The organism is Nonomuraea sp. NPDC049309 (assembly GCF_043196965.1).
Lineage (GTDB): Bacteria > Actinomycetota > Actinomycetes > Streptosporangiales > Streptosporangiaceae > Nonomuraea > Nonomuraea fastidiosa.
In genome coordinates this window covers 357,032-383,986 of sequence record NZ_JBICSH010000004.1, presented here as the reverse complement: position 1 = coordinate 383,986, position 26,955 = coordinate 357,032, and the positions used below count along the sequence as shown (strand labels likewise).

The following is a 26,955-nucleotide window of genomic DNA, read 5'->3' as shown; positions in this document are numbered from 1 at the left end:
CAGAATCCTGCCGCACTGCGGAAGCGGACAGCACGTTAGGTGCGCCTTACTCGCAGGCCGCGGCGGATGTCTCGACATCAAGATATCTACAGAATATCTCGACATCAAGTTAAACAGGTGCAAGCCGCCAGAAGAGCAGGCCGACGATGACGACGGACAGGACCGGAGCCAGGATCTTCTGCTCGAACTTCCTGCCGGTCTTGATGCCGATCTTCCACGGCAGCACGAACGTGACCCCCAGCGGCCAGAGCACCGGGCAGCCCCGTTCCGTCAGGCAGTCGCCCACGACGTGGATGAAGCAGCCGACGCCGACGGCCAGGCCCAGCCAGGCGTATTCGACGTCGAGCGAGAGGAAGACCGCGTACAGGCCGGCGGTCATGCCGATGTTGATCATCGCGGAGCCGAGTTTGTTGCCCGGGATGCCGACGCCGATGGCCCGCAGGGAGAGCCCGATGAGCAGGATGACCATGATGTCGCGCCCGAGCGGATAGGTGTTGGCCAGCCAGTGCGCCCCGAATCCGAGCCCGACCGCGAACAGCAGCGAGTGGGTGGCCCCTCGGTGCCCGCCGCTGATCCAGTTGACGAGCTTGCTGAGCGCCCATGTGATCGGCCCGAACGTCTGCGCGATGGTCGCGCTGGGATGGTCGAGGTCGGGCAGCATGGCCGCCCCGGCGCAGATGATGGCGCCGGCGATCAGCTCGGCGGGGGTGAGCGCGGTGGCCATGATGCCGGTCTCGACCCACCGGGTGGACTCGTTCAGCAGCGGGAGCGCGGCGAGCGGCGGCGCCAGCCCCAGCCATGCGATGGCCCCGGTCATCGCGTGCGTGTGCCCCATCATGATCCGGGACTGTACGGCAAAGCCGTTCTTTACGCGTCCGCCCATGCCGAGCGGTAAGCGGAGGGTGACGCGGAGGCGTCCTCGACGCCGGGAAAACCGGCCTGAAATGCCCGGAAAACGCAGACGAGGTCGTCTCCGCGGCGACAGCACCCCCCAGCCCTGCCGACGCGGAACGACCTCGTCTGCTGGGTTCAACGACGGCTCCCCGGATCCTGTTCCCGGATTCCGCAACTTTTTCGTGATGTGGCTCACACCTCTCCGTGACTTGTTCATCGACATGTTCTCGATATATCTTTGACGCATCGAGACTGAGTCACGATAGATGGAGGAACGATGACTCACCACATGGCGGCAGGCGAGGCCTGGTTCGGCGGTCACGACTACAAGCGCGCGGCCCGCGAGGCGTTGCAGGCGATGGCCGACGCGTTCGAGCAGCTCGGCAGGCACAAGGGCGGTCCGCACCACGGCCCCCACCACGGCCCGCCCCACGGGGGGCCGCGCGAGCACCGGCACCGCGGCAGGGGCGGCCCGTTCCCGTTCGACTTCGGGCGCGGCCCCTGGGGCGGACCCCCGTGGGGCGGGCGCGGCTGGAGCGGCGGCCGCGGCCGCAAGGCCAAGCGGGGCGACGTGCGCGCCGCGATCCTGGCCCTGCTCGCCGAAGAGCCGCGCAACGGCTACCAGATCATCCAGGAGATCGCCGAGCGCAGCGAGGGCGGCTGGAAGCCCAGCCCCGGCGCCGTCTACCCGGCGCTGCAGCAGCTCACCGACGAGGGCCTGGTGATCTCGGAGGAGAACGAGGGCCGCAAGACCTTCCGGCTCACCCAGGAAGGGCGCGACTACATCGAGGCGCACGCCGACGAGGTCCGCGCGCCGTGGGACGAAATGCGCCCCGACATCGACGACAACACCGCCGATCTGTGGCACATCGCCCGGCAGTCGGCGTTCGCGATGATGCAGATTCTCCAGACCGGAAACGACGCACAAATCCGGGAAGCGCGTAAGACTCTGGTTGAGACCCGGCGCAAGCTCTACCAGATCCTGGCGGACGACCCGGGCGAGGAGTGAGAACGATGGCCGGCGCCGCGCAGGACAGCCGGTACGGAGAGAGCGAGGCAACCGTCATGGACCCCAGAGATCTCCGCATCGGCGACGCCGAACGCGAGCGGACCATGGCCGACCTGCGCGAGCACTTCGCGCAGGGCAGGCTCACCCGCGAGGAGCTCGACGAGCGCCTCGACCGCACACTGGCCGCCAAGACCGCCCGCGAGCTCGCCGAGGTGACGGCCGACCTGCCAGGCGGCCGGCCGTCGGCCCACGAGCCCGCCTACCAGGAGCCGAGCCCGTACGCGATGGGCGACTGGCAGGCCGCCATGCACGCGCACCGGCGGCAGATGGAGGCCATGCGCCACGCCCACCGGGACATGCGCCACCACATGCGGGGCTGGCACGGGCACATGCGCCGCCACCGGCGCGGGCCGCACCCGCTGGTGCCGATGCTGACCGTGCTGCTGTTCCTCAGCCTGATCTTCGGCGGCTTCGGCGTCTTCAAGGTGCTGCTCGTGATCTGGCTGGGCGCGCTGGTCTTCAGCCTGGCGCACCGGCGCTTCCACCACCGCGGCTGACACGGCCCCGCCGGCGGGAGGCCCGCCTACACCTCCCCGGAGGGGCAGGACGGAAGGGCGGAGCAGGCCACGAAGTGCCCCGGCGCGGCCTCAAGCAGGCCGCCCGTGCCGCCCTTGTCGTGGTAAAGGCAGGACTCGACCGGCGCCGCGTCGTCCCACGACTCGTGCAGGCGCGGCACCGCCGACAGCAGCTCGCGCGTGTACGGATGCAGCGGGTCGCCGAACACCTCGTCGGTCGGCCCCATCTCGGCCACCCGGCCCCGGCGCAGCACCACCGTCCGCTCGGCCAGATAAGTGCCGAGCGACAGGTCGTGGGTGATGTAGAGCACGCCGAGTCCCCTGGTCTTGAGCTCGGCCAGCAGGTTGAGCACGTCGATGCGGGTGGAGGCGTCGAGCATGCTGGTGATCTCGTCGGCGACCAGCAGCTTGATGTCGAGCAGCAGCGCGCGGGCGATGAGCAGCCGCTGCAGCTGCCCGCCGCTGAGCTGGTGCGGGTACTTCCCCAGCACCTGGGCGGGGTTGAGCCGCACGTCGCGCAGCGACGTCTCGACCCGCTCGGCCCACTCGGCGGCGGGCACGTCCGGGTAGTACGCCTCCTTGATCATCGCGAACACCCGGTCCGCCTTGAACACCGGGTTGAACGAGCTGAACGGGTCCTGGAAGATCCCCTGCACGTGCCGGTAGTAATCCTTGCCCGCCCGCACCGGCCGCCCGTCGAAGGTGATCGTGCCGCTGGTGACGGGGTGGAGCCCGAGGATCATCCGGCCGATCGTGCTCTTGCCGCTGCCGCTCTCCCCGATCAGGGAGACGACCTCGCCGGGCACGACGTCGAAGCTCACGCCCTTGACGGCCGCGACGGTCTTACCGCCGAACGCGCCGACCTTGTACTCCTTGGTGACCTCGCGCAGTGTCAGCATCAGGCCTTCCAGCAGGCTACGTGGTGGTTCGGGGCGAGCTCGGCCACCGGCGGATCCTCGGCGCACTCCTCGCCCGCGATCGGGCACCGGTCGCGGAACCGGCAGCCCGCGGGCGGATCGAGCAGCGACGGCGGTGCGCCGGCGATGCCTTCCAGCCGCCGGTCGGCGTAGCGCACGCCGACCTCGGGCAGCGATTCGAGCAGCAGCTTCGTGTACGGGTGCCGCGGCGACTTCACGATCACGTCGGACGGCGCCTTCTCGGCCAGGCGGCCGGCGTACATGACCATGATCGTGTCGGCGAGGTGGTGGGTGAGCGCGAGGTCGTGCGTGACGAAGATCATGCTCTTGACGTAGCCGCTGTCCCGGAAGCCGAGCAGGGCGCGCGTGACGGCCTTCTGCGTGGAGACGTCGAGCGCGGAGGTGACCTCGTCGGCGATCAGCAGGGACGGGTCCAGCAGCGTCGAGATGACCATCACCATGCGCTGCTTCATGCCGCCCGACAGCTCGATCGGGTAGCGGTCGAGCACCTCGCGGGGCAGCCCCACCTGGTCCATGCGGCGTTCCAGCTCGGCCAGGTCGAGGGTGACGCCGCGCGAGGCGAGCAGCTCGGTGACCATCTTGCGGATCTTGCGGGTGGGGTTGAGCGCGCTCATGGCGTACTGCGGGATGAGCGAGACCTCGTGGAAGCGGAACTCGTTCATCCTGCGGTCGTCGTCGATGGGCAGCTCGCGGCCGTCGAGCACGACCGTGCCGCCGACGCGGCGCATGCGGCCGTCCATGCGGATGAGCGACTTGCCGAGCGTGCTCTTGCCGCAGCCGGACTCGCCGACCAGGCCGAGGATCTCGCCGTCGCGCAGCTCGAAGGTCATGCCGTCGAGCGCGCGCACGTCGCCCCTGAGCGTCCTGTAGTACACCTTCAGCTCGCTGACCTGCAGGCTCATGTCTCCCTCAGCTTCGGGTTGAAGACCTCGTCGAGGCCGACGTTGGCCACGTACAGGGCGCCCACGATGGCGGTGATGGCCGCTCCCGGCGGCACGAACCACCACCACATGCCGAGTTGCAGCGCGCTCCATTGGTGGGCGTTCTGCAGCATCAGCCCGAGCGAGACGCCCTCCGTGGGGCCGAGCCCGATGAAGTCGAGCGAGGAGCCGATCAGCACCGAGCCGCCGAACAGCAGGATGAACGTCATGAACAGGTAGGAGCTCATGTTCGGCGCGATCTCCCTGGCGATGATCCGCCAGGTGCCCGCGCCGCTCATCCTGGCCAGATCCACGAACTCCCTGGTGCGCAGCGAGAACGTCTGCGCCCTGATCGCCCGCGCCGCCCACGGCCACTGCGTGAGCCCGATGAACAGGCCCTGCACGGCCACGCTGCGGATGCCCAGGTAGGCGTTGATGATGAGCAGCACGGCGAGGGTGGGGATGACCAGCACGACGTTGGTCAGCATGTTGAGGACCTCGTCGATGACGCCGCCGCGGTAGCCGGCCGCGAACCCGACGGCCATGCCGATGACCGCGGCGATGCCGCCGCCGATCACCCCCACCACGAAGGTGGCCCGCAGACCGTGCACGAACTGCAGGAACACGTCCTGCCCGAACGTGGTGGTGCCGAGCCAGTGCTCGCCGCTCGGCGGGCTCATCGGCTGCGGGCCGTAGTCGTTGGGATTGCCGCTCACCAGCAGCGGCCCCAGCAGGCCGAGCAGCAGCAGCGCGGCCACGATGCCGAAGCCGGCCACGAGCTTGGCGTTGCGCACCGCGAAGTGCAGCGCCTCGCGCCGCACGCCGGCCGGTTCGTGCGGCGCGACGTCCTGGATCACGCTCATGCCTGGGCACCCGCCATTCCCGCCCTGGTCCGCGGATCGACCACGACGTAGACGATGTCGATGATGAAGTTGGCGATCAGCACGCCGAGCACGATGAACAGGAACGTGCCCTGCAGCAGGAAGAAGTCCTTGTTCTGGATCGCCTTGAGAATGAGGCTGCCGAGCCCCGGATACGCGAAGACGATCTCGGTGACGAGCGCGCCCGCCACCAGCGTGCCGAGCTGCAGGGCCAGGCCGGTGACCTGGGGCAGCACCGCGTTGCGGAAGGCGTAGCGGCGGATGAGCCTGCTGGGCGCGCCGAGCGCCGCGAGGTAGTTGGAGTAGTCGGATTCGAGTTCGTAGATGATCATGTTGCGCATGCCGATGGCCCAGCCGCCCAGCGCCACCAGGAACAGCGACAGGAACGGCAGCGCCCAGTGGTGCAGCAGATCGACCACGAACGCCCACGACCAGGTGGGCCGCATCGAGAAGCTGTAGCCGCCGGCCACCGGGAACCAGCCGAGCAGCACGCCGAAGCCCCAGGCCAGCAGCACCGCCAGCCACATGTAGGGCATGGCGGTCAGCACGTAGCCGACGGGGAGCACGGTGTTGTCGAGCAGCTTGCGGCGGGCGGCGTACGCGCCGAACCGGTTGCCTGCCACCCAGCTGAGCAGCACCGACGGGACGATCAGTCCCAGCGTGTACGGCACCGCCTGGGTGATGACGTCGGCGACCGGGGTGGGGAACAGCCAGATGCTCACCCCGAAGTCGCCGCGCAGCAGCGTGCCCCAGAAGTTGACGTACTGCTGCCAGAGCGGCTGGTCGAGACCGAAGAGGTTCGTGTAGTAGGCCCGCATGGCCTCGACGGCCTCGGGCTTGGTGACGTTGGCCCGCGCGACCATGCTCGCGACCGGGTCGCCCGGCATGAAGCGCGGGATCATCCAGTTGACCGTGACGGCGACGAAGAAGGTCAGTCCGTAGATGAGCAGTTTCCTGCCGAAGTAACGACGCACAGGTATGTGTCTCCAGAGCGGCCCCTCCGCCGCCGCGAGGAGGGGGCGGAGGCGGAGGAGCAGGGGAGGTTCTGTCGGTCAGCTCGTCACGAGCCGGCGGGCTGGAGCTGGGTGAGCGTCTCGAAGCCGCCGAGCTCCAGCCAGTTGCGCCAGAGCACGGCGCCGGTCTTGGGCGCGCCTTCGGCCGACGACGGCCAGTTCTTCCACACGGCGGTGCTGTGCTGCGCCCACAGGCCGTTGTACCAGAGCGGGATCACCGGCAGGTCGTCCAGGTGGATCTGCTGGAGCTGGGAGATGATCTTCTGCATGCCGGGGATGTCGTCGGTCTTCACGTGGTCGAGCTGCTGGACGAGGTCCCAGGCCTTCTTGTTCTCGTACCGGGCGAAGTTGACGGTGTTCTGCTGCTTCCTGATGGGGAGCTGGAAGATGTACTCGTAGTAGGTGTACGGGCTGTTGGACAGCCCCCGCTCGTTGTTGATGAGCAGGTCGAAGTCGCCCTTGGCGCGCTGCTCGACCAGCGCGTTGAAGTCGGGGAACTCCGGCGTGATCTGGATGCCCGCGCTCTTGGCGCTGGCGGAGATCGACCGGGCCGCCTCCATCCAGTCGGTCCAGCCGGACGGCACGATGATGGTCAGGTCGATCTTGGAGCCGTCCTTGTTCTCCACGAAGCCGTCGCCGTCGGTGTCCTTGTATCCGGCGTCGGCGAGGAGCTGCTTGGCCTTGCCGGTGTCGAAGCTGAAGCCCGACTTCGCCACCACGTCCTTGTCGATGAACTGCTCCCACTGCGGCAGCAGGCCGGTGGGATCGGCGGCGTTGACGAGGTTGCCGTAGACGCTCTCGACGATCTTGCCGACGTCGATGGAGGTGGCCAGCGCTTTGCGGAAGGCGGGGTCGTCCATCGGCTTCTTGGTGGTGTTGGGCACCAGCCAGGCGGTGTTGGCCGACAGCATGTACGGCGGCTCGTTGTAGTACGTCGTCAGCCCGAAGTCGCCCTTGACCAGGTTGGCCACGCCGGGCAGGAAGTTGTTGCTGAGGTCGAGGCCCTTCTGCAGCAGCATGCCCATCGCGACCTCGTTGCTCGGGGTGGCGATGTCGACGATGTAGCGCGGCTTGGGCTCCATGTTGAGCGCCGTCTTGCCCCACCAGTCGTCGCGCCGCTGCAGCACCACGCGGTCCTGGTCCTTGCTCAGGAACGTGTAGGCGCCCGTGGCGACCGGGTTGTCGTTGGTGCCGTCGAGCACCTCCTCCTCGGAGCGGTCCTTCCAGATGTGCTCGGGGACCATGGACCGGCTGTAGAGCATGTAGTCCCACTGCTGGTAGTTGGCCTTGGAGAAGGTGAACTTCACCGTCTGGTCGTCCACCGCCTCGGCCGACTTCAGCCAGTCCCAGAGCTGGTGGTAGGGGATCGTCTCCATCTTGCCGAGCTCGAAGGAGAAGACGACGTCCTTGGCGGTGAACGGCTGCCCGTCGGACCACTTGACGCCCTGGCGGACCTTCAGCTCGTAGGTGGTGTCGTCGGTCCACGAGCCGCTCTCGGCCAGCCAGGGGACGAGCTTGGCGGCGTTGGTGTCGTAGTGGAAGAGCGTTTCGTAGACCAGGCCCTTGGTGCCGACCGCGGAGTCCCACTCCCTGATCGGGTTGTAGTTGGCCGGCGGTCCCCACTGCGTGCCCGTGGTGTAGAGGGTCTCGTTGCGCGGGAGCTGGTCGGGGTTGGCGTCGGCCACCGCTCCCTGGCTCTGCTCCTGGGGGACGGAGGGGGCGGGCGTGCCTCCGCCTCCGGTGCAGGCCGCGGCGAGCAGTCCCGCCGCGACGAGCGGGATCATCATCCGAGCCCGGTTACGCATCGTCTCTCTCCTTACTCCGCGCGGCGGCGCGAAGGTATGCACGTCCTGTCAGAGACCCCGAGTCGCCCGTCAGGAAACGCTGTCTGGGAGCGCTCCCATCCGGGTGCTAAAGATCGCTCCCGTCGGACAGCCCGGGAGCGGTGCACTCTTCAGTAGAAGCGGCCCCGGAGGGGGCTGCTGAACCGGATAAGTACCGCGAACGTAAAATCCGCGTGTCCGCTCCGTCAATAGCCGTGACGGTTTCGAGATGTGCCGACGCAAACGCTCTCATCGCCGGAGACGCCGCCGGATCAGGTGTGAACGACCCCTTCCGGTTGACCGGTTCAATACCGTCGGGCCGACCGAATCTCGCGAGCGTGCCAACCACCGGCGCCGCTCCGCCGTCCTCTCTCGGCCGCTTCATCCTGATCAACGATGAGAGGACCTGTTTGGTGAGAGTCGCCCCCGCTGTCGCCGCGCTCGTCTCCGCCGTCACGCTGGCCGCCGGCGCCGCCCCGCCGGCCGCCGCGCAGACCGCCCCGCGCCCCGTACGGATCCTGAAGATCTTCTACGACTCCCCCGGCCCCGACCTGCGCACCAAGGAGTCGCTGAACGCCGAGTACATCACGCTGCTCAACACCGGCAGGCGTGCCGTCAACCTCAAGGGGTGGAAGGTACGCGACAAGAGCGGCTCGACGTACACCTTCGGCAAGGTCGTCTTACGCGCTAAGAAGCGCGTCACCCTGCGCACCGGGCCGGGCGACGACGGCGCCGCCGTCGTCTACTGGAACCGCAAGCACTACGTGTGGAACAACGACGAGGACACCGCCTACCTGCTCGACAGGAAGGGCCGGCAGATCGACTCCTGCTCCTACCGGGCCGACAGCAGGTCCGCCTCCGTCGATTGCTGAGCCCCGCCGGCCGCTGAGCCGCGCCGGGTCTTCCCCACCGGCGCGGCCGGCCTTCCCCGATGGAGGCGTCAGAGCCAGCCCATGCGCTGGGCGGTGCGGATGGCCTCCAGCCGGTTCTGGGCGTTCAGCTTCGTCATCGCGCTCGACAGGTAGTTGCGCACGGTGCCCTCGGTGAGGTGCAGCTCGGCGGCGATACGCGCGATCGTGGCGCCGTCGGCCGCCAGCCGCAGCGCGTCCCGCTCCCGCTCGGTCAGCGGGCTGTCGCCCGCGGCCATCGCGGCGGCGGCCAGCTCGGCGTCCAGGTAGCGGCCGCCCGACTGCACCTTGCGGATGGCCATCGCCAGCTCCTCCGCCGAGGCGTCCTTGCCGAGGAAGCCGCTCACCCCCGCGGCCATCGCCCGGCGCAGGTAGCCGGGCCTGCCCAGGCTGGTCAGAATGACGATCTTGCACTGGGAGCTGATCTGCTCGGCCGCGGTGAGACCGTCCATACCGGGCATCTCGATGTCGAGCACCGCCACGTCGGGGCGGTGCTTCTCGACCGCCGCCACCACTTCGTCGCCCCGGCCGACCTGCGCCACCACCTCGATGCCGTCCTCCAGGTCGAGCAGGGCCGCGATGGCGCCGCGGATCAGATGCTCGTCGTCGGCGAGCAGCACGCGCGTGGTCATGCCGGCACCGCCGCCCGCAGCAGGTAACGGCCGCCCTGGTCGGGCGCGGCCTCCAGGGTGCCGCCCGCCGCGCGCAGCCGCTGCGCCAGCCCGGCCAGGCCGTTCGGCGCGTGCTCGCCGACCGGCCCCGTCACCCCGTCGTTGGACATCTCCAGCACCCCATCCTGGATCGTGATCGTGCAACGTTCGGCTTTGCTGTGCTTGAGCACGTTCGTGGCGCCCTCGCGGACGACGTTGGCGAGCAGCGTGCGGGCCTCGGGCGTCAGGTTCGCGGTGTCGGCGCGCACCGTGCAGCGCACGTCGGCCGCCTCCAGTACCGCGCGCACGCTGGCCAGCACCTCGTCGAGATCGACGGCCCGGTAGTTCTGCACGACCGTGCGCACCTCGCGCAGCGAGCGCCTGGCCAGGTCGCGCACCTCGAACATCTCGGCCGCCGCCGCCTCCTTGTCCGTCTGCAGCGTCCGCTGGGCGTGCTCGGTCCTGCGGGCCACGTCGGTGAGGCTCTGCCCGAGCAGGTCGTTGAGGTCGCGGGCGAAGCGCAGCCGCTCCTCCGAAACCGCCAGCCTGGCCATCGCCTCCTGCCCGTCGTACGCCTCCTCGGTGAGCCGCCACAGCCAGAGGTTGGCCCACACCCCGCCCACCGAGACCCCGGTGAAGAGGATCTGCGTCAGGATCAGCGGCAGCGCGGTGCCCACGTCCACGCCGCGCAGCCAGGCATACGCGGGGATCGCCACCAGTGACGCCGCGATCAACATCAGCAGCGTGCGCCTGCGGACGAACGGCGTCATCAGTGCCAGCCACGTGGCCAGGACCCACACGTGCACGAAGCCCAGCGCCAGCCCGGCCGCGATCACCCCGGTCACCACCAGGATGGCGGTGGGCCGCGGCCCGCCGCTGACGGCGATCCGGTACGGCCGGGTGCCGAGCGCGATGAAGACCGTCAGCGCCACCGCGCCGAGCACGACCGGCGGCCACCACATGCCCTCGTCCAGGAGCAGGTAGAAGACGACGTAGCCGATGCAGGGGATGATCAGGATGATGTCGGTGCAGTAGACGATCAGCCAGCGGACCTTGGTCAGCCGGTCCGCGTTCTTCACGCGGTCGATGACGTTCGTGATGCGGCCGATGGCGTTCACGCCGGCACCACCGCCCGCAGCACGAACCCGCCGTCAGGGGTGGGCCGGGCGGTGAACGAGCCGCCCGCCGCGACCAGCCGCTCCGACAGGCCGCGCAGGCCGCTGCCGGCCTGCGCCGGAGATGCCGTCACTCCGTCGTTCACCATCTCCAGCACACCCGCGTCGATCTTGATCACGCAGCGCGTGGCCGCGCTGTGCTTGAGGACGTTCGTGCCGCCCTCGCGCACGGCCCAGGCCAGCAGCGTCCGCGCGGCCGGCGACAGGTTGTCGGTCCTGGCCTCGATCACGCAGGTGGCGCCGGCCGCCTCCAGCGCCGCCCGCACGCCCGCCAGCTCCTCGTCCAGGTCGAGCGTCTGGTAGCCGTGCACGGCCTGCTGCACCTCGAACAGCGAATCGACGGCGAGCGCGCGCACCTCCGCCATCTCGGTCTCGGCCCTGCCGGGGTCCTTGGTGGCGAGTTTGGCGGCCAGCTCGCTCTTCAGCGTGATGACCGACAGGCTGTGGCCGAGCAGGTCGTGCAGGTCGCGGGCGAAGCGCAGCCGCTCCTCGGCCACCGCGAGCCTGGCCCTGGCCTCCCTGCCCCGGTGGGCGTCCCTGATCACCCACCACAGCCACCGCCACACCAGCATGGCCGCGATCACCGCCGCGGCCGCCAGCGCCGTGCCGAGCAGCACGCCGGGCCACGCACTGCCGGTGACCAGCACCACGTAGCCGGTGATCGCCGCGACGACCACCGCCGCCAGCAGGAACGTGTTGCGCGGCCGGAGGTAGAGCGCCGCCAGCGACAGCCAGAGCGTCGCGGTGTCCACCCACATGCCGCCGCTCACGGCCTCGCGGGGGATGAGCACGAGCAGCGCGACGCCCAGCAGGGCCGACACCATCAGCTTGAGGGTGGGCTTGCGTGGCTCGTCGAAGCCGTCGTGCAGGACGAGGGCGAAGAGCACGGCGTACGGCACCAGGAGCACCAAGGTCGCCGCCCCGCGCAGGACGTCGAGCGAGCCTTCGGCCATGGCGGCCGCCGTGGAAACGGCGAAGGCCAGGCAGAGCAGCACGATGCTGCCGTCCATCCAGTACAGCAGGATCTTCTTCGCGGTCTCGGGACGTGCGCTCATCACGTCCCTCCCCTGCTGCCCGACAGTCCCCCGGGAACCTCCCAGGTCAGCGAAATCTTATCTATTAGACGGTGTATGCCAAAGAACGCGCGCTACGCCCGGTTTCAGGGGGGTTCCACGCACCGACAGCCAGGCCAGGCGGTGGCGGGTGGCGTACGCGACCAGCCGCCACGCGTCCTGGACGGTGAGGTCGTCCGCGCTCGCCGGCAACGGGGTGAGCGCGAGGAGCGGGTACGCCTCGTCCGCGCCCGGCAGGCCGTGGACCTGGGCGAGCCGGCCCGCCGCCTTGTGCACCCGCACCGCCACCAGGTCCAGCCGGCCGCCCGGCGACGTGGCGCGCGGCTCGATGGGGGCCAGCAGGTTGACCGTGCTCACCTGCGCGCCCGCCTTGCGGGTGGCCCGCAGCATGGCGACGTCCTGCGCCGACAGGCCGTCGCGGCCCAGCGGGAGCGTGAAGCTGACCCGCAGCGGCCGCTCGCGCTGCACGGCCGCGATGGCGCGGGCCCTGCGCAGCACGGCGGCGCGGTCGGCGCTGTCGCGGATCTCGAAGTCGGCGGCGGTGGCGTCGAACGCCCGCAGGACGCGGCGGTAGGCGGCGGCGAGCGCGCCCGGCCGTGTGCAGGAGGCGGCCAGGTCCACGCCGCGCGGGCCGCCGAACACCGGCATCGCGTCCCCGCCCGCCGCGCGCAGCCTGCGCACGCGCTCCGCCAGGCCGCCCGAGCCCTTCCCCTGACGCCCGGTGCGGCCGCTCTCCGGCACGCCGGCCCGCCCGGTCGGGGTCGCCGCCGTCCCGCCGGAGTCCGCCCGCGATGCGCCGCCGGAGGCCGCATCCGGCTCGCCGCCGGGAGTCGCCGCCGAGCCGGCGGCCTCGCGCGGCGCGTCCGGGATGGCGATCGGGGGCAGGGTGGCGCCGGAGCCGGTGGGAGCGGGCGCCCAGGCGGGGGCGCAGGCGCCGGTGGCCGCCACGACGTGGCCGAGCGCGTAGTAGCGGACGCCGGTGCGGCGGGAGCCGGCCGCCAGGTCGAGCGCGGGCGAGCGGGCGGCGTCGGCGAAGGCCACGAACCCCGTGAACGGCTCCTTCCGGGGCTGCCGCTCGACCTGGGTGGCGACCGGCTTGGCGGCCGGCGGGCGGGCGGGCCGCGGCTCCGCGTCCGCCGGGAGCATGCGGATCGCCGCGGCGGTGCCGGCGGCCAGGGCGATCGCCCCGAGAACGGCGAGCGGGCGCGGGAGCGTGCCCGGCTCCCTCCTGTGCCGAGACATGGGCAACCCCGTGTGGTCGTTCGGCTACGATTCGTCGCTGCCGCTGAACGTTAGCAAGCACGTACGGCGTGGCGCGGCCCTTTTCCGGTTCACGTCCGTTGTGTGCGGATAATGTGGTCATGAAGCTGCGGATCTTCACCGAGCCCCAGCAGGGCGCCACCTATGACGACCTGCTCTCCGTGGCCCAGACCAGCGAGCGGCTGGGCTTCGACGCGTTCTTCCGGTCCGACCATTACCAGCGCATCGGTCCCGGCGACCCGGGTCCCGGCTCCACCGACGCCTGGATCACCCTTGCCGGCCTGGCCCGCGAGACCTCCACCATCCGGCTGGGCACGCTGGTCTCGCCGGCCACGTTCCGGCTGCCCGGCCCGCTCGCCATCAGCGTGGCGCAGGTCGATCAGATGAGCGGCGGCCGGGTCGAGCTGGGCTTCGGCACCGGCTGGTACGACCAGGAGCACTCGGCGTACGGCATCCCGTTCCCGCCCGTCAACGAGCGGTTCGGCCGCTTCGAGGAGCAGCTGGAGATCATCACCGGTCTGTGGACGGCGGAGAAGTCGTACTCCTTCGAGGGGAGCTACTACCGCCTGGCCGACTCTCCCGCGCTGCCCAAGCCGGCCCAGCGCCCGCGCCCGCCGGTGATCATCGGCGGCACCGGGGCCAAGCGCACGCCGCGGCTGGTGGCCGCGTACGCCGACGAGTACAACGTGCCGTTCCGCTCGCCGGCCGAGACCGGCGAGGCGTTCGACCGCGTGCGGAAGGCGTGCGAGGCGACCGGGCGCAGCGTGCGGCTGTCCGCGGCGCAGACCACCGTCGTCGGCGCCGACAAGGCCGAGTACGAGCGCCGGTGCGCGGCCATCGGCGAGAACCCCGACAAGCTGCGTGAAGCCGGGCTCGGCGGCACCCCTGGCGAGGTGCTGGAGAAGATCGGCACGTTCGCCGAGCTGGGTGCCGAGCGGCTCTACCTGCAGATTCTCGACCTGCATGACCTGGAGCACCTGGAGCTGATCGCCGCCGAGGTGCTGCCGCACGTCTCGTAACGGCCGGCGGCCGGATTCCCCGTGCCCGGCGCCCCTCACGTGCCCGGTGATCGATCCGCTGCCCGTGGCGGTCTTCCGTGCCCGTGAGCGCGCCGCCGGCGCTCGTCATGGTGTGGTGTCACTCCCGCGCGCGTCCCCGAGCGGGTGCGGGAGCCGCCCCCGCGTCCTTCCGCTCTCAGGGCACGCACGCGTCCGTTTCCGCGCGGCCGCCCGCCCGGCGTGCACGGCATCTCCGGCCCTGCCGCGCGCCGCCGCGGGCCCGTTCTGATCGCGCTCCGAATACGTCGGTGATCAGAGGGTAGTTCGGGACCATTCAGGGGGAAGGACCTGCATGGCTACTCGATACACCCATCATGAGCACTTGGGGCACGTGGTCTTCATCACCGCGGCGGCGGCCATCGGTGGGTTCCTCTTCGGTTACGACAGTTCCGTCATCAACGGCGCGGTCGTCGGGATCCAGCGCTACTTCCAGGTGGGTCCGGTCGAGATCGGCTTCGTGGTGGCGATCGCGCTGCTGGGGTCCGCCATGGGCGCCTGGGCGGGCGGCGGGCTGGCCGACAGGTGGGGGCGTACGCGGTCCATGCAGGTCGCGGCGCTGCTGTTCTCGGTCAGCTCGATCGGGCAGATGCTGCCGTTCTCGGTGTACGACCTGGCGTTCTGGCGGGTGGTCGCGGGCTTTGCGATCGGCATGGCGTCGGTGCTGGGGCCCGCGTACATCGCGGAGGTGGCCCCGCCCGCCTACCGGGGCAGGCTGGGCTCGTTCCAGCAGCTCGCCATCGTGCTCGGCATCGCGGTCTCGCAGCTGGTCAACTACGTGTTCGCGCGGGTGGCGGGCGACGATGTGAACAACCACATCTGGATGCTGCAGGCATGGCAGTGGATGCTGGGCGCCTGCCTGGTGCCGGCGCTGCTGTTCCTGCTGTTCGCCTCGACCATCCCCGAGTCGCCGCGCTATCTCGTCATGTCGGGACGTACGGCCCGGGCCCGCCAGGTACTGGCCGAGATCGAAAGTGAGGACACCGACCTCGACGAGCGCATCGCGGAGATCCAGCACGTGCTGCGCACAGAACGCGTTCCCGGGCTGAAGGACCTGCGCGGCAAGGCGCTGGGACTGCTGCCGATCGTCTGGATCGGCATCGCGCTCTCCGTCTTCCAGCAGTTCGTCGGCATCAACGTGATCTTCTACTACTCGTCCGTGCTGTGGCAGTCGGTCGGCATCAACCAGAGCGACTCGCTGCTGATCAGCTTCTCCAGCTCGATCATCAACATCATCGGCACGTTCATCGCGATCTCGCTGGTGGACAAGATCGGGCGCAAGCCGCTGCTGCTGATCGGCTCGGCCGGCATGGCGATCTCGCTGGCCACGGCCGCGTGGGCGTTCAGCTTCGCGCAGGGCGAGGGCGAGTCGGTCTCGCTGCCGGATCCGCAGGGTGCGATCGCGCTCGTCGCGGCCAACGTGTTCGTGCTGTTCTTCGCGCTGTCGTGGGGTGTCGTGGTCTGGGTGCTGCTCGGCGAGATGTTCCCGAACCGCATCCGCGCCGCCGCCCTGGGCGTCGCCGCCGCGGCCCAGTGGATCGCCAACTGGGCGATCACGGTGACGTTCCCGGCGCTCGCCGAGTGGAACCTGCCGCTCACGTACGCCATGTACGCGCTGTTCGCGGCCCTGTCGTTCCTGTTCGTCGGCAAGTGGGTCAAGGAGACCAAGGGACGCAAGCTCGAAGAGATGGGCTGAGCCGCGCCCTCCCCGCAGGACGGGCGCCCCGCTCCGACCGGCGGAGGGCTTCGCGTCGTGGCGGGGAAGGGTGGAGGCGCGGCCTCCCCTTCCCCGCCACGAGCGCCGCCGGCCCTCCTGGCGAGGCCGTGGTGCGGGGGATCAGCGGGCGGCGAAGTCCTGGGTCCAGTAGATCTGGCCCTTGGAGTTCTTGGCCGCGCCGACGCCGATGAGCGTGTACCGGCAGTTCATGATGTTGGCGCGGTGCCCGGAGCTGTTCATCCAGGACTTCATCACCTCGGCGGGCGTGCGCTGGCCCATGGCGATGTTCTCGGCCCAGGCGTTGCCGCCGGTGAAGCCGGCCGCCCGGATACGGTCCATGAACGAGCGGCCGTCCTTGGAGGTGTGGTCGAAGTAGTTCTTCGCGGCCATGTCGGCGGAGTGGCCGTACGCGGCGGCGTGGAGCTGCGCGTCGTGCTTGAGCGGCTTGCAGCCGCCCTTGGCGCGCTCGGCGTTGACCAGGCGGACGACCTCGTTCTCCTCGGCGGTGCCGACGGTGCCGCTGCCGTTGGCGGGCGGCGGCGTGCCGGGGTTCGCCGGCGGGGTGCCGGGCTTGGTGGGCGCGGGAGCCGGGGTGCCGGTGGCGGGGGTGCAGGTGAGCTTGACCGCCTTGGACTTCGCGGTGCGCCCCCGGTAGTCGGTGGCGACCGCGTAATACGTACCCGCCTTGCAGGGCAGCGCGAGCGTGATGCGGCCGGTCCTGGTGGCGCCGCTCTTGACGACCGGGTCACGGCCGGGAACGGCCCGCTTGATGCGGATGCGCAGGAGCGCGTCGTCGGAGCAGCCGCTGCGGACCGCCCGGGACTGGATCTTCAGTGCCTCGGTGACGCGCGGTTTGGCCACGCTCACGCGGCACCGTGCCGCCTCCGTGGCCGCGGAAGCCGACGCCGCGCTGAGTGGCGTGGCGATCGCTGCCAGGCTGACGGCTGCGGCGAGTACCCCAAGGGGTCTACGCATAGGGGGTTTCCTCCAGTTGCGGTAGACGCTGGATGGCACCGCATTCTGTCGGGACCGATACCGATTTGTCATCCGAACGGAGACATTCGGCACGAAAACCGGTAAACCAAAGTGAACCGTGAGGCGTCTGTACAGGTCCATCCGGCCGTACCGAATCCCCTATGGGCACGGACGAATCGACCCTCGCGCCAGAAGGCGCGAGGGCCGTGAGATCGTGCATTGAGATCTGCGTCACATCGACGCGGCGCTCTTCGTACCAACGATCAGCTCTCGCGCACGAGCAGCGCCACGCACTCCACGTGGTGGGTCATCGGAAAGGCGTCGAAGGCCCGCAGGTCGGACAGGGGATAGCCGCGGTCGCGGAACCAGGCCAGGTCGCGGGCGAGCGTGGCGGGGTCGCAGGAGACGTACACGATGCGCGAGGGCTCCAGCGCGCTGACCCGCTCGACCACCTCGCGGCCGAGCCCGGCGCGCGGCGGGTCCACCACGACGACGTCGGCCCGCTCGATCTGGAAACGGTCGAGCGCCTCCTCGACCCGGCCGCGCTCGACGCGCGCCTGCGGCAGGTCGCGCAGGTTGGCGCGGGCGTCGCGGACGGCGGCCGCCTCCGACTCCAGCCCGAACACCGCGCCCTCGGGGCCCACGGCCTCGGCGAGACCCGCGGCGAACAGTCCCACCCCGCAGTAGAGGTCGAGCGCCCACTCCCCCGGCTCCGGCGCGGCGTAGGCGAGCACCGCGTCGAGCAGCGTCTCGGCCGCCCCCGGGTGCACCTGCCAGAAGCCGCTGCCCGCCACCCGGAACTCGCGGTCGCCCACCTGCTCGTGCAGCACCCCCGAGCCGCGCCGCGCGACCGTGCGGCCCCTGCCCTGGTCGAGCAGGATGGAGGCGGGCGCGTCGAGCTCGGGCACGGGCACGCTGCGGCGCGGCCTGGGCGCGACCACGACGGCGCGCTGGCCGCCCGACGAGGCGATGACCTCGACCACGGCGGCGCCCGGCCACCGGTGGTCCTGCGCGCCCACGGCCTCCACCTCGGGGTGGGCGATCAGGCAGGCGTCGACCACCTGGATGTCGTGTGAGCGGTGCTTGCGGAAGCCCAGCTCGCCGGACGGGGTGGCGGCGAACTGCACGCGCGTGCGCCAGCCGAGCCCGTCCTTGGCCCCCGGCACCTCCTCGACGACGACCTCGCGCTCGATGCCCGCGAGCCGGCGCAGCTGCTCGGCCACGACCTGGGCCTTGAGCCTGCGCTGCGCGTCGAGGGTGGCGTGCTGCCAGTCGCAGCCGCCGCAGCGCCCGGGACCCGCGTAGGGGCAGGGCGGCACCACGCGATCGGGCGAGGCCTCGATGACCTCGATCGCGTCGGCCCGCAGGAAGCGGGAGGTCTCCTCGGTGACGGCGGCGATCACCCGCTCGCCCGGCAGCGCGTGCCGTACGAACACGACGCGCCCCTCATGGCGCGCCACACACCAGCCGCCGTGGGCGACCGGACCTACCGTCAGCTCGAGAGTTGCCTGTTCCACAGGGGACAGCCTATGCCCAGGCCCGCAGCGTCCCGACCTGGTGCGAGCGCCTACTGTAGATGCTCATGGACAGAGTGGTACGGCGGAGGCTCGGCTTCGGCGGCACTCTGCTGGGCACGCTGTTCGCCTGCGCATCGCTGACGCCGTCACTGCTGCCCAGGCCGTGGTTCTACCAAGGCGTGATGGGCGCGGTCACCGCGATACTCGGCTACGCCGTGGGCGCCGCGCTGGGGGCGCTCGGCCGGGCGCTGATCCGCTACCGGCCGCCCGAGCGGGCGCGGCGCATCATCTGGCGGGTCATGCTGGCGGGCTGCGCCGCGCTGTCGGCGGTGACGCTCTGGTACAGCTACGACTGGCAGCGCGACCTGCGGGCGCTCATGGGCATGGACACCCGCATCACCTGGTTCCCGCCGGTGATCTTCGCGCTCACGGTCGTGCTCTTCCTCCTCGCCCTGCTGCTGGCCAGGCTCGTCCGGCTGGCCGGGCGGAAGCTCAACGCCTGGCTCGACCGCTTCGTCCCGCCCTACCTCGGCCACGTCGCCGGCGCGATCGCGATCGGCCTCGCGGTCACCTTGTTCGCCAACGACGTGCTGTTCAACGCGTTCGTGGCGCGGATCAACGACATCTCCTCCGTGGCGAACGAGGGCACCCACCCGGGCGTGCGCAGGCCCACCTCCGCCTACGTCTCCGGCGGCCCCGGCTCGCTCGTCTCGTGGGAGTCGCTGGGCCGCGAGGGACGCCGCTTCACCGCATCGGCCGCCACCCCGTCGCAGCTGTCGGCCTTCTCGGGCAAGCCCGCCGTCCAGCCGATCAGGGTGTACGTCGGCCTGGAGAGCGCCTCGTCGCTGACCGCGCAGGCGGACCTGGCGGTGCGCGAGCTGGAGCGCACGGGCGCGTTCGGCCGCAGGGTGCTGGCCGTGCTGGGCACCACCGGCACCGGATGGGTCGATCCGCGCATCCCCGACGCGCTGGAGTACATGTACAACGGCAGCTCGGCCATGGTCGCGATGCAGTACTCGTACCTGCCGAGCTGGGCGTCGTTCCTGCTCGACCGGGATCGGGCGGCGGCCGCGGGGCGGGCGCTGTTCGACGCGGTGCGCGCGCGGTGGGCGCTGCTGCCCGCGGGCAAGCGGCCCAAGCTGCTGCTGTCGGGCGAGAGCCTGGGCTCGTACCAGATGGAGGAGAGCTTCCGCGACCTGGACGACCTCGTGGCGAAGGCGGACGGCGCGATGTTCGTGGGCCCGCCCAACGCCAACCGCATCTGGCACCGCCTGACGAGCGAGCGCGAGCCGGGGAGCCCCGTGTGGCGGCCGGTCTACGACGACGGCGAGACGGCCAGGTTCGCCCAGCAGCCCGGCGACCTGTCCACGCCGGCGGCCCCGTGGCGCCACCCGCGCGTGGTCTACCTGCAGAACGCCACCGACCCGGTCGTGTGGTGGTCGCCGGAGCTCATCTACGACCGTCCCGCCTGGCTGGAGGGCAGGCGCGGTCCCGGCGTCAACCCGGAGATGAACTGGTTTCCGCTGGTGACGTTCTGGCAGGTGCTGGTGGACATGACGACCGCGCTCGAGGTGCCCGCGGGCCACGGCCACCGCTACGGCGCGAACATCGCGGACGCCTGGGCCGCCGTCGCCCCGCCGCCCGGCTGGGACGCGGGCGACACCCGGCGGCTGCGCGCCCTGCTCAGCTAGGGCTCTTCTCCCGGTCCCCCCGCGTCCTGCTCCCCGGCCGCCGCACCGCGCCCGGCGCGTACTGCTCCGGCCTGCCGATGAGCCGGTCGGAGGAGTGGAGCTGCCAGGGCACGCTGGTCACCATGACGCCGGGCTTGAACAGCAGGCGCGCCTTCAGCCGCAGCGCGCTCTGGTTGTGCAGCAGGTGCTCCCACCAGTGGCCGACGACGTACTCGGGGATGAAGACCGTCACCACGTCGCGCGGCGAGCGCCTGCGCAGAGTCTTGACGTAGTCGAGGACGGGCTGGGTGATCTCCCGGTACGGCGAGTCGAGCATCTTCAGCGGCACCGGGATGCCGCGCCGCTCCCACTCCTCCTGCAGCTTGCGCGCCTCCTCCCCCTCGACGCCGACCGTGACCGCCTCCAGCGTGGACGGCCGGGTGGCGCGGGCGTAGGCGAGCGCGCGCATGGTCGGCTTGTGGATCTTGGAGACGAGGACGATCGCGTGGTTGCGCGCGGGCAGCATGGACGCGTCGTAGTCCTCGGTGATCTCCAGCTCGGCCGCCACGTTGTCGTAGTGGCGCCTGATGCCCTTCATCATGAGGAAGAGCACCGGCATCGCGATCACCACGATCCACGCGCCGACCAGGAACTTCGTCAGCAGCACGACGATCAGCACGAGGCCGGTCATGACCGCGCCGACGAAGTTGATCACCCGCGAGCGGTGCATCTGATGGCGGACGCCCGGATCGGTCTCGGTCTTCAGATGGCGGGTCCAGTGGACGACCATGCCGGTCTGGCTGAGCGTGAACGAGACGAACACGCCGACGATGTAGAGGTTCAGCAGCCGGCTGACGTCGGCCTGGAAACCCCACAGCAGCAGGCAGGCGCCCAGCGCCAGGATGATGATGCCGTTGGAGAAGGCCAGCCGGTCGCCGCGGGTGTGCAGCTGGCGCGGCAGGAAGCGATCCTGGGCCAGGATCGAGCCGAGCACCGGGAAGCCGTTGAACGCGGTGTTGGCGGCGAAGAACAGGATCAGCGCCGTCACCGCCGAGATCACCACGAACGGCAGCGACCCGCCGCCGAACACCGCGTCGGCCACCTGGGCGATGATCGGCTGCTGGTGGTAGCCGGGGCCGACCGGCGTGCCGTCCGGCTTGAGCAGGTCCTCGGCCACGACCGACGGCTCGGCGAACTTCACCCCCGAGGCCAGGCCGAGCGCGACGATGCCGCTGAACATGGTGATCGCGATGAGGCCCATCATCAGCAGCGTGGAGGCCGCGTTCTTGCTCTTGGGCTTGCGGAAGGCGGGCACGCCGTTGCTGATGGCCTCGACGCCGGTCAGCGCCGCGCATCCGGTCGAGAACGCGCGCAGCACCAGGAACGCGGCGGCGAAGGCGGTCAGCTCGGTCTGCTCGGGCCGTACCGTGAAGTGCGCGCTCGGAGCCTCGAGCTGCTCGTGCAGCAGCAGCGTGCGGAACCCGCCCCAGACGAGCAGGAGCAGGATGGCGGCCATGAACGCGTACGTGGGGATGGCGAAGGCGGCGCCGGACTCGCGGACGCCGCGCAGGTTGACCATGGTGAGCAGGACGACGATGGCGATGGCGACGGCGGGCTTGTGCTGGGCCACGAACGGCAGGGTCGCGCCGACGTAGTCGACGCCGTTGGCGACGGACACCGCGACGGTCAGCACGTAGTCGACCATGAGGGCGCTGGCCACGGTGAGCCCGGCGTTCCTGCCGAGGTTCGTGGTGGCCACCTCGTAGTCGCCGCCGCCGCTGGGGTAGGCGTGGACGTTCTGCCGGTACGACGCCACCACCGTGATCATCACGACCACGACCGCGGCGGCGACCCACGGGCTGTAGGAATAGAACGAGACCCCCGCCAGGGAGAGGATGACGAGAATCTCTTGTGGCGCGTAGGCGACCGACGAAAGGGCGTCGCTCGCGAAGACGGGTAGCGCGATCCGTTTCGGGAGAAGTTGCTCGTGGAGCTGCCCGCTGCGCAGGGCGCGCCCCACGAGCAAGCGTTTGACAAGATCCGTTACCTTCGCCACGTAACGAGATGCTAGCCCTAGGCAGGTGCCCGGCCCGAGGTGCTCCCCCCGAGGGCCATACTGGTGTCGAGCAACCGGCCGACCGCGTAGATGCGGGGGGACATGCATATTGTGATCATGGGGTGTGGCCGGGTCGGATCGACCCTTGCCCACATCCTCGAAGACAGCGGGCATTCCGTGGCCATCATCGATCGCGACCCGCAGGCGTTCCGGCGGCTGCGTGCCGGGTTCCGCGGGCGCCGGGTGACCGGCATCGGGTTCGATCGCGGCGTGCTCACCGAGGCCGGCATCGAGTCCGCCGCCGCGTACGTCGCGGTCTCCAGCGGAGACAACTCCAACATCATCTCCGCGCGTGTCGCCCGCGAGACCTTCGGCGTCGACAACGTCGTGGCCCGCATCTACGACCCCCGTCGCGCCGAGGTCTACCAGCGGCTCGGCATCCCGACCGTGGCCACCGTCCGCTGGACGGCCGACCAGATCATGCGCCGCATCCTGCCCGAGGGCGCCGAGCCGCTGTGGCGCGACCCGACCGGCACCGTCGTCCTGGCCGAGGTCGTCGTCAACCCCGCGTGGATCGGCACCCGCGTCACCGACCTGGAGGAGCGCGCCCGCACCCGCGCCGCGTTCATCAACCGCATGGGCGAGGCCGTGACCATCTCCCCCGAGACCGTGGTGCAGGAGGGCGACGTGCTCCACGTGATCGCCGCCGAGTCGGACATGGATCGCATCAACAAGGTGCTCGCCGCCGCACCGGAAGGGGATGAGTGATGCGCGTCGCCATCGCCGGAGCCGGCGCCGTGGGCCGCTCCATCGCGGCCGAGCTGCTGGAGAACGGCCACGAGGTGCTGCTCATCGACAGCGACCCCCACGCCATCAAGATCGACAGCGTGCCGCGGGCGGAGTGGCTGCTCGCCGACGCCTGCGAGATCGCCTCGCTCGACGAGGCGGGGCTCAACAACTGCCACGTCGTGGTGGCCGCCTCCGGTGACGACAAGGTCAACCTCGTGGTGTCGCTGCTGGCCAAGACCGAGTACGGCGTGCCGCGGGTGGTCGCCCGCATCAACCACCCCAACAACGAGTGGCTGTTCAACGAGTCGTGGGGCGTCGACGTCGCGGTCTCGACGCCGCGCCTGCTCAGCGCCCTGGTGGAGGAGGCGGTGAGCGTCGGCGACCTGGTGCGGCTGATGACGTTCCGCCAGGGGCAGGCCAACCTGGTCGAGCTCACGCTGGCCGAGGACGCGCCGGTGGTGGGGCAGCGGGCGGGCGCGGTGCCGTGGCCCGCCGACTCGGCGCTGGTGGCGATCCTGCGCGAGGGCCGCGTGCTGGTGCCGACCGCCGACGACCCGCTGGAGGCGGGAGACGAGCTGCTGTTCGTCGCCAACCAGGAGGTGGAGCAGGAGCTGGCCCACCTCCTGTCGCAGCACTGAGCCGCGCGGGCCCTCGATCAGGGCCCGCCGCTCAGAACAGGCGGAAGTGCTTGTGGTGGTGGTGCTTGCGCTTGAACACCACCTTCGCGCACCCGCCGTCAGTGCTCCAGATCGTGAGCGGCTTCAGATCGAGAACGCCCGTGACCTCCTTCCCGCACACGCGGCTCGGTCCCCAGAAGCCGTCCGCGATCGCGGGCGTGGCGGAGAGGAGCAGCGCGGTCGCGGTCATGGTGACGGCGGCGATGAGGCATCTGTACATGGCGGTCCCCCGACAAGTAAGAGGTGATTGTTCGCCAGGCTTGTACCCCTGCGTGTGGATCGACTGGTTCAGCGTTCCGCCCGGAGATCTTTACCTGTGAGCGGGCGGGGCGGAGGCACGCGCTGCAACGTGCCGGCCACCGATGACGACGAGACCTCGCCACGCTCCAGCCACCCCAGGCACATCCCCGCACGCACGGGCGCGGCCCGCACCCCGCCGGTCCTCCACTCGGGCGGGATACGGGCCGCACTCGTCAGCCGCAGGCGGAACCGGGCGGGCGCGAACGGATGCAGCCCGGTTCCGGCGAGTTCTGACGGGTTCAGGCGAGTTCAAGCGAGTTCAGGCAGGGGCGACCGGAGGCTTGACCGGGGTGCGGCCGCGGCCGAGCACCCACACCATGGCCGCCAGCGCCGCCACCTGCAACGGCCACCCCATGATGATCTTGGCGAAGCCGAGCGCGGCGACCGCCTGGTCACCGCCGCCGAACAGGTAGACCGGCCCCTGCACGGCCACCCGGACCGCGCACGGCAGCATCAGCAGCCAGGTCAGCCGCGTGCACAGCTTCACGATGCCCGGGTCCTTGTGCCAGCCCGTCGGATCGCCCGTGACCGAGCCGATGAGGAAGCCCACGACCGGCCAGCGGGTGACGATGGAGATCAGCATCGCCACGGCGTAACCGGCGTTGTAGAGGATGCCGGGCAGGAAGTAGTCCTTCGCGTCACCCGTACGGCTGGCGAAGAACGCGCCGATCGCGATGCCGATCAAACTGTTGATCACGAACTGCGGCGTGGACCGCTGCAGCACCCGTACGAGCAGCAACAACACCGACAGCGAGATGCTGACGATCAGCGACAGCTTCAGATCCTCGCTGAAGATCCACGACAGCGTGAACGCGATCGTCGGCACCGCCGCCTCCACGATGCCCCGGACACCGCCGAGCGCCTTCGCCAGCTGTGCTCGGACCGCCGCTTCCACCGTGTCGTGGGCGACCTCTTCCGCCTCGGCACTCACCTGATCAACTCCCTGGCCGCAGCTCGTAACGCGGATTGAACATCACCTTGCGCCCGTCCTGCATGCTGACCAGGCCCTCGGCCTTGACCGTGCGGCCCGGCTCGATGCCCGCGATCTTGCGGCGGCCGAGCCAGACCAGGTCGATGACGTCGGACCCGTCGTAGAGCTCGGCCTCGAGAGCAGGAGCACCGCCTCTCGGACGCAGTGTCACCGTACGTAGCGTACCCGCCACGCAGAAGCGGCGGCGGCCGCCACACGAGACGATCGGAGTGGCGCCGACCTCGTCGGCGTCCTCCCGCAGCTCGCGGGCCTCGATCTCTGACTGGGGGGAGGCCAGCCGGCTGAAGAACCCGCGCAATCCCCCGCGTTTGGGGGGCTCTGCCGTACCCATGATGCCTCAGCCTATGTGATGGTCCGCCGCTAGCGAATCTCGCTGATTTCCGGCCCGCGCTTGTACGGGTTGAACCTCGAAGGCTCGGCCGTCTCCTTCCGGACCGGGTCGTTGGGGCGGCGCAGCGGGATCGGCTCCTCCCGCGCCATCGGCTCGTCGCCTCTGACCACCACCACGTCCTTGATGAACTGGTGGAACGCCTCAGCGGTCGTGTCATCGACCGCCGCCTTGCCCGAGATGACCGCGAGCAGGAACCAGCGGGGCCCGTCGATGCCGATGTAGCGGGCCGGCCTGCTGCCGCCGTCGACCCGCATCTCGCCGCTCAGCTCCGTGCCGAACGGGCCCTCCTGCTCCTGCAGATGGCCCGCCTGGCCGGCGATCTTCATCCTGATCTCGTCCCACAGGGTCATGCTGCGCGGCGCGGCCAGCGCCTGCAGCTGCAGCGAGCTCTCGTCGTACAGGACGACCACGCCGACGTGCTGGTCCCCCACGGAGGCCAGGCGTACGTCGAAGTCAGGGTTGTGCGGCAGCCGCAGACCGCCCAGGTCGATGCGGTCGTTGTCCGGATGTGGCTCGTCGGCGTCCCACGGGCCGGACTCGCGCATCGGCGGCGCGGGCTCCTGCTCGACCACCGGCTCCGGCTGCTCACGTCGACGACGACGTCGGAACACGTTCCTCACTCTCCCTGTTCATCGGGCCGGACGGCCCGTTGTACGTCTGACGACCTTCACCGGGCGCGCACCGGTCAACGCCCCGTGGACCCGAACCCGTTCGCGCCGCGCACGGACCCCGGCAGGCGCTCCACCTCGTAGAAGGCGGCCCGCTCCACGCGCTGCACGACGAGCTGCGCCACCCGGTCGCCCCGGCGCAGCCGGAACGGCTCCTTGGCGTCAGTGTTGATCAACGTCACCTTGATCTCGCCCCGGTAGCCGGCGTCGACCGTGCCGGGCGCGTTGACGAGCGTGACCCCGTGCTTGGCCGCCAGGCCGGACCGCGGATGGACGAACGCCGCATAGCCGTCGGGCAGCGCGATCGCCACGCCCGTGCCGACCACGGCGCGCTCGCCGGGCTTCAGCTCCACGTCCTCGGCCGCGTAGAGGTCGGCGCCGGCGTCGCCCGCGTGCGCGTACGACGGCAACGGCAGCTCGCTGTCGAGCCGCTGGATGAGGACCTCTACTCTGCTGCTCAAGGATTCACCTCGTAGTCCGGATGTTCGACCTCGATGGCGGCCAGATCGCCGTGCTTGGCGAAGTGCTCCATGTTCACCTCGATGAACAGCGCTGCCGCGCGGACGGCGACCGGTCCGTCTGGAGCGCCGATGCGCCCCTCAGCCTCAAGGTACGCCTTCCTGCCCACGATGCCGTTGCACCAGGCACGCAGGTGGAGTGTCGTGCCCACGGGAACGGGGAGGAGGTAGTCGGTCTCCAGCCGTCCCGTCACATAAGGCTTGCGGAACAGGTAGACGGACATACCGATGACCTCGTCCATCGCGGCCGCCAGCACACCGCCGTGCGCCAGCTTCGGCGCGCCCTGATGCGCCTCCCCCACCGTGAACTCGGCCTCGACGGTCGCGCCGTCCGGCGTCCTGGCCTTCAGGTGCAGGCCCGTCGGGTGCTCGCTGCCGCATCCGAAACACTGGCCGTAGTGGGAGCCCAGGACGGTGCCCGGCGCGGGCGCCCCCGGCGGCGCCTCCGGGCGTTCGGCGCCGGGCGGCGGAGTGGTGAGGGAGGAACGCGTCACGGGTGATGAGGTTACTCC

General features: G+C 70.4%; 27 protein-coding genes. 8 read left to right on the top strand and 19 right to left on the bottom strand.

What is annotated here, in order from left to right:
- Positions 1-109: 109 nt before the first annotated feature.
- Positions 110-838, bottom strand: a complete 729-nt coding sequence (locus ACGFIM_RS26840; RefSeq protein ID WP_393205036.1) for a metal-dependent hydrolase — start codon at positions 836-838, stop codon at positions 110-112.
- 333 nt (positions 839-1,171) lie between these two features.
- Here ACGFIM_RS26840 and ACGFIM_RS26835 point away from each other — a divergent pair, with 333 nt between their 5' ends.
- A complete protein-coding gene (locus tag ACGFIM_RS26835) occupies positions 1,172-1,903 on the top strand; it encodes a PadR family transcriptional regulator (protein WP_393205033.1) in 732 nt (243 codons plus the stop codon).
- Positions 1,904-1,908: 5 nt separating this feature from the next.
- The gene (locus tag ACGFIM_RS26830) at positions 1,909-2,460 is read left to right on the top strand and encodes a DUF1707 domain-containing protein (protein WP_393205030.1); all 552 of its coding nucleotides are present in this window, start codon (positions 1,909-1,911) and stop codon (positions 2,458-2,460) included.
- A gap of 26 nt (positions 2,461-2,486) precedes the next feature.
- Here the strand turns inward: ACGFIM_RS26830 and ACGFIM_RS26825 are convergent, their stop codons facing one another.
- The 5 genes from ACGFIM_RS26825 to ACGFIM_RS26805 form a co-directional block, all read right to left on the bottom strand.
- Entirely contained in the window at positions 2,487-3,377 is an 891-nt protein-coding gene (locus ACGFIM_RS26825; RefSeq protein WP_393205027.1) for an ABC transporter ATP-binding protein, read from the bottom strand.
- Positions 3,377-4,318, bottom strand: a complete 942-nt coding sequence (locus ACGFIM_RS26820) for an ABC transporter ATP-binding protein (RefSeq protein ID WP_393205024.1) — start codon at positions 4,316-4,318, stop codon at positions 3,377-3,379. The genes ACGFIM_RS26825 and ACGFIM_RS26820 overlap by 1 nt, the downstream gene beginning before the upstream one ends.
- Entirely contained in the window at positions 4,315-5,199 is an 885-nt protein-coding gene (locus ACGFIM_RS26815) for an ABC transporter permease (RefSeq protein ID WP_393205021.1), read from the bottom strand. Before ACGFIM_RS26815 ends, ACGFIM_RS26820 begins: the two co-directional genes overlap by 4 nt.
- Entirely contained in the window at positions 5,196-6,191 is a 996-nt protein-coding gene (locus ACGFIM_RS26810; RefSeq protein WP_393205018.1) for an ABC transporter permease, read from the bottom strand. Before ACGFIM_RS26810 ends, ACGFIM_RS26815 begins: the two co-directional genes overlap by 4 nt.
- An 86-nt stretch (positions 6,192-6,277) precedes the next feature.
- Positions 6,278-8,035 carry an ABC transporter substrate-binding protein gene (locus tag ACGFIM_RS26805; protein ID WP_393205015.1) on the bottom strand — a complete coding sequence of 586 codons (1,758 nt, stop codon included), beginning with the start codon at positions 8,033-8,035 and terminating at the stop codon, positions 6,278-6,280.
- Between the two features lie 431 nt (positions 8,036-8,466).
- Between ACGFIM_RS26805 and ACGFIM_RS26800 the strand changes: the two genes are divergently transcribed.
- Positions 8,467-8,925, top strand: a complete 459-nt coding sequence (locus ACGFIM_RS26800) for a lamin tail domain-containing protein (protein WP_393205011.1) — start codon at positions 8,467-8,469, stop codon at positions 8,923-8,925.
- 68 nt (positions 8,926-8,993) lie between these two features.
- On the opposite strand, the gene ACGFIM_RS26795 is transcribed toward ACGFIM_RS26800, so the two are convergent.
- From ACGFIM_RS26795 to ACGFIM_RS26780, 4 genes are read right to left on the bottom strand one after another with little or no spacing between them, the layout of a single operon-like run.
- Positions 8,994-9,593, bottom strand: a complete 600-nt coding sequence (locus tag ACGFIM_RS26795) for a response regulator transcription factor (protein ID WP_393205008.1) — start codon at positions 9,591-9,593, stop codon at positions 8,994-8,996.
- A complete protein-coding gene (locus tag ACGFIM_RS26790) occupies positions 9,590-10,729 on the bottom strand; it encodes a sensor histidine kinase (protein ID WP_393205005.1) in 1,140 nt (379 codons plus the stop codon). The genes ACGFIM_RS26795 and ACGFIM_RS26790 overlap by 4 nt, the downstream gene beginning before the upstream one ends.
- The gene (locus tag ACGFIM_RS26785; RefSeq protein WP_393205002.1) at positions 10,726-11,841 is read right to left on the bottom strand and encodes a sensor histidine kinase; all 1,116 of its coding nucleotides are present in this window, start codon (positions 11,839-11,841) and stop codon (positions 10,726-10,728) included. Before ACGFIM_RS26785 ends, ACGFIM_RS26790 begins: the two co-directional genes overlap by 4 nt.
- Positions 11,842-11,898: 57 nt before the next feature.
- Positions 11,899-13,101, bottom strand: a complete 1,203-nt coding sequence (locus tag ACGFIM_RS26780) for a hypothetical protein (protein WP_393204999.1) — start codon at positions 13,099-13,101, stop codon at positions 11,899-11,901.
- 119 nt (positions 13,102-13,220) lie between these two features.
- On the opposite strand from ACGFIM_RS26780, the gene ACGFIM_RS26775 reads away from it, so the two are divergent.
- Together ACGFIM_RS26775 and ACGFIM_RS26770 are read left to right on the top strand one after the other, a co-directional pair.
- Positions 13,221-14,138: an LLM class F420-dependent oxidoreductase gene (locus ACGFIM_RS26775; protein WP_393204996.1), complete on the top strand. Its 918-nt coding sequence runs from the start codon at positions 13,221-13,223 to the stop codon at positions 14,136-14,138.
- 331 nt (positions 14,139-14,469) lie between these two features.
- Complete coding sequence (locus ACGFIM_RS26770; RefSeq protein WP_393204993.1) at positions 14,470-15,870, top strand: sugar porter family MFS transporter; 1,401 nt, start codon at positions 14,470-14,472, stop codon at positions 15,868-15,870.
- Positions 15,871-16,011: 141 nt separating this feature from the next.
- Here the strand turns inward: ACGFIM_RS26770 and ACGFIM_RS26765 are convergent, their stop codons facing one another.
- Positions 16,012-16,758 (bottom strand): CAP domain-containing protein, encoded by a 747-nt coding sequence (locus ACGFIM_RS26765; protein ID WP_393204990.1) that lies wholly within the window; start codon positions 16,756-16,758, stop codon positions 16,012-16,014.
- Between the two features lie 371 nt (positions 16,759-17,129).
- The gene (locus tag ACGFIM_RS26760) at positions 17,130-18,383 is read right to left on the bottom strand and encodes a class I SAM-dependent RNA methyltransferase (protein WP_393204987.1); all 1,254 of its coding nucleotides are present in this window, start codon (positions 18,381-18,383) and stop codon (positions 17,130-17,132) included.
- A 65-nt stretch (positions 18,384-18,448) separates the two neighbouring features.
- On the opposite strand from ACGFIM_RS26760, the gene ACGFIM_RS26755 reads away from it, so the two are divergent.
- The gene (locus ACGFIM_RS26755; RefSeq protein WP_393204984.1) at positions 18,449-20,074 is read left to right on the top strand and encodes an alpha/beta hydrolase; all 1,626 of its coding nucleotides are present in this window, start codon (positions 18,449-18,451) and stop codon (positions 20,072-20,074) included.
- Here the strand turns inward: ACGFIM_RS26755 and ACGFIM_RS26750 are convergent.
- Positions 20,067-22,073, bottom strand: coding sequence for an APC family permease (locus ACGFIM_RS26750; protein WP_393205902.1), 2,007 nt, complete (start codon positions 22,071-22,073; stop codon positions 20,067-20,069). The genes ACGFIM_RS26755 and ACGFIM_RS26750 overlap by 8 nt on opposite strands.
- 138 nt (positions 22,074-22,211) lie before the next feature.
- Here ACGFIM_RS26750 and ACGFIM_RS26745 point away from each other — a divergent pair, with 138 nt between their 5' ends.
- A complete protein-coding gene (locus tag ACGFIM_RS26745; RefSeq protein ID WP_393204981.1) occupies positions 22,212-22,877 on the top strand; it encodes a potassium channel family protein in 666 nt (221 codons plus the stop codon).
- Positions 22,877-23,536, top strand: a complete 660-nt coding sequence (locus tag ACGFIM_RS26740) for a potassium channel family protein (protein WP_393204978.1) — start codon at positions 22,877-22,879, stop codon at positions 23,534-23,536. The genes ACGFIM_RS26745 and ACGFIM_RS26740 overlap by 1 nt, the downstream gene beginning before the upstream one ends.
- Before the next feature lie 31 nt (positions 23,537-23,567).
- Here the strand turns inward: ACGFIM_RS26740 and ACGFIM_RS26735 are convergent, their stop codons facing one another.
- The 6 genes from ACGFIM_RS26735 to ACGFIM_RS26710 form a co-directional block, all read right to left on the bottom strand.
- Positions 23,568-23,795: a hypothetical protein gene (locus ACGFIM_RS26735; RefSeq protein WP_393204976.1), complete on the bottom strand. Its 228-nt coding sequence runs from the start codon at positions 23,793-23,795 to the stop codon at positions 23,568-23,570.
- A gap of 339 nt (positions 23,796-24,134) precedes the next feature.
- Positions 24,135-24,806 (bottom strand): DUF3159 domain-containing protein, encoded by a 672-nt coding sequence (locus tag ACGFIM_RS26730; RefSeq protein ID WP_393204973.1) that lies wholly within the window; start codon positions 24,804-24,806, stop codon positions 24,135-24,137.
- A gap of 4 nt (positions 24,807-24,810) precedes the next feature.
- Positions 24,811-25,197, bottom strand: a complete 387-nt coding sequence (locus ACGFIM_RS26725; RefSeq protein ID WP_364067284.1) for an OB-fold nucleic acid binding domain-containing protein — start codon at positions 25,195-25,197, stop codon at positions 24,811-24,813.
- 29 nt (positions 25,198-25,226) lie between these two features.
- The gene (locus ACGFIM_RS26720; RefSeq protein ID WP_393204970.1) at positions 25,227-25,868 is read right to left on the bottom strand and encodes a DUF3710 domain-containing protein; all 642 of its coding nucleotides are present in this window, start codon (positions 25,866-25,868) and stop codon (positions 25,227-25,229) included.
- Positions 25,869-25,942: 74 nt separating this feature from the next.
- Positions 25,943-26,386: a dUTP diphosphatase gene (gene dut, locus ACGFIM_RS26715; RefSeq protein ID WP_393204967.1), complete on the bottom strand. Its 444-nt coding sequence runs from the start codon at positions 26,384-26,386 to the stop codon at positions 25,943-25,945.
- On the bottom strand, positions 26,383-26,937 hold the full coding sequence (locus ACGFIM_RS26710) for a PaaI family thioesterase (RefSeq protein ID WP_393204964.1): 555 nt from the start codon (positions 26,935-26,937) through the stop codon (positions 26,383-26,385). The genes dut and ACGFIM_RS26710 overlap by 4 nt, the downstream gene beginning before the upstream one ends.
- Positions 26,938-26,955: the final 18 nt, after the last annotated feature.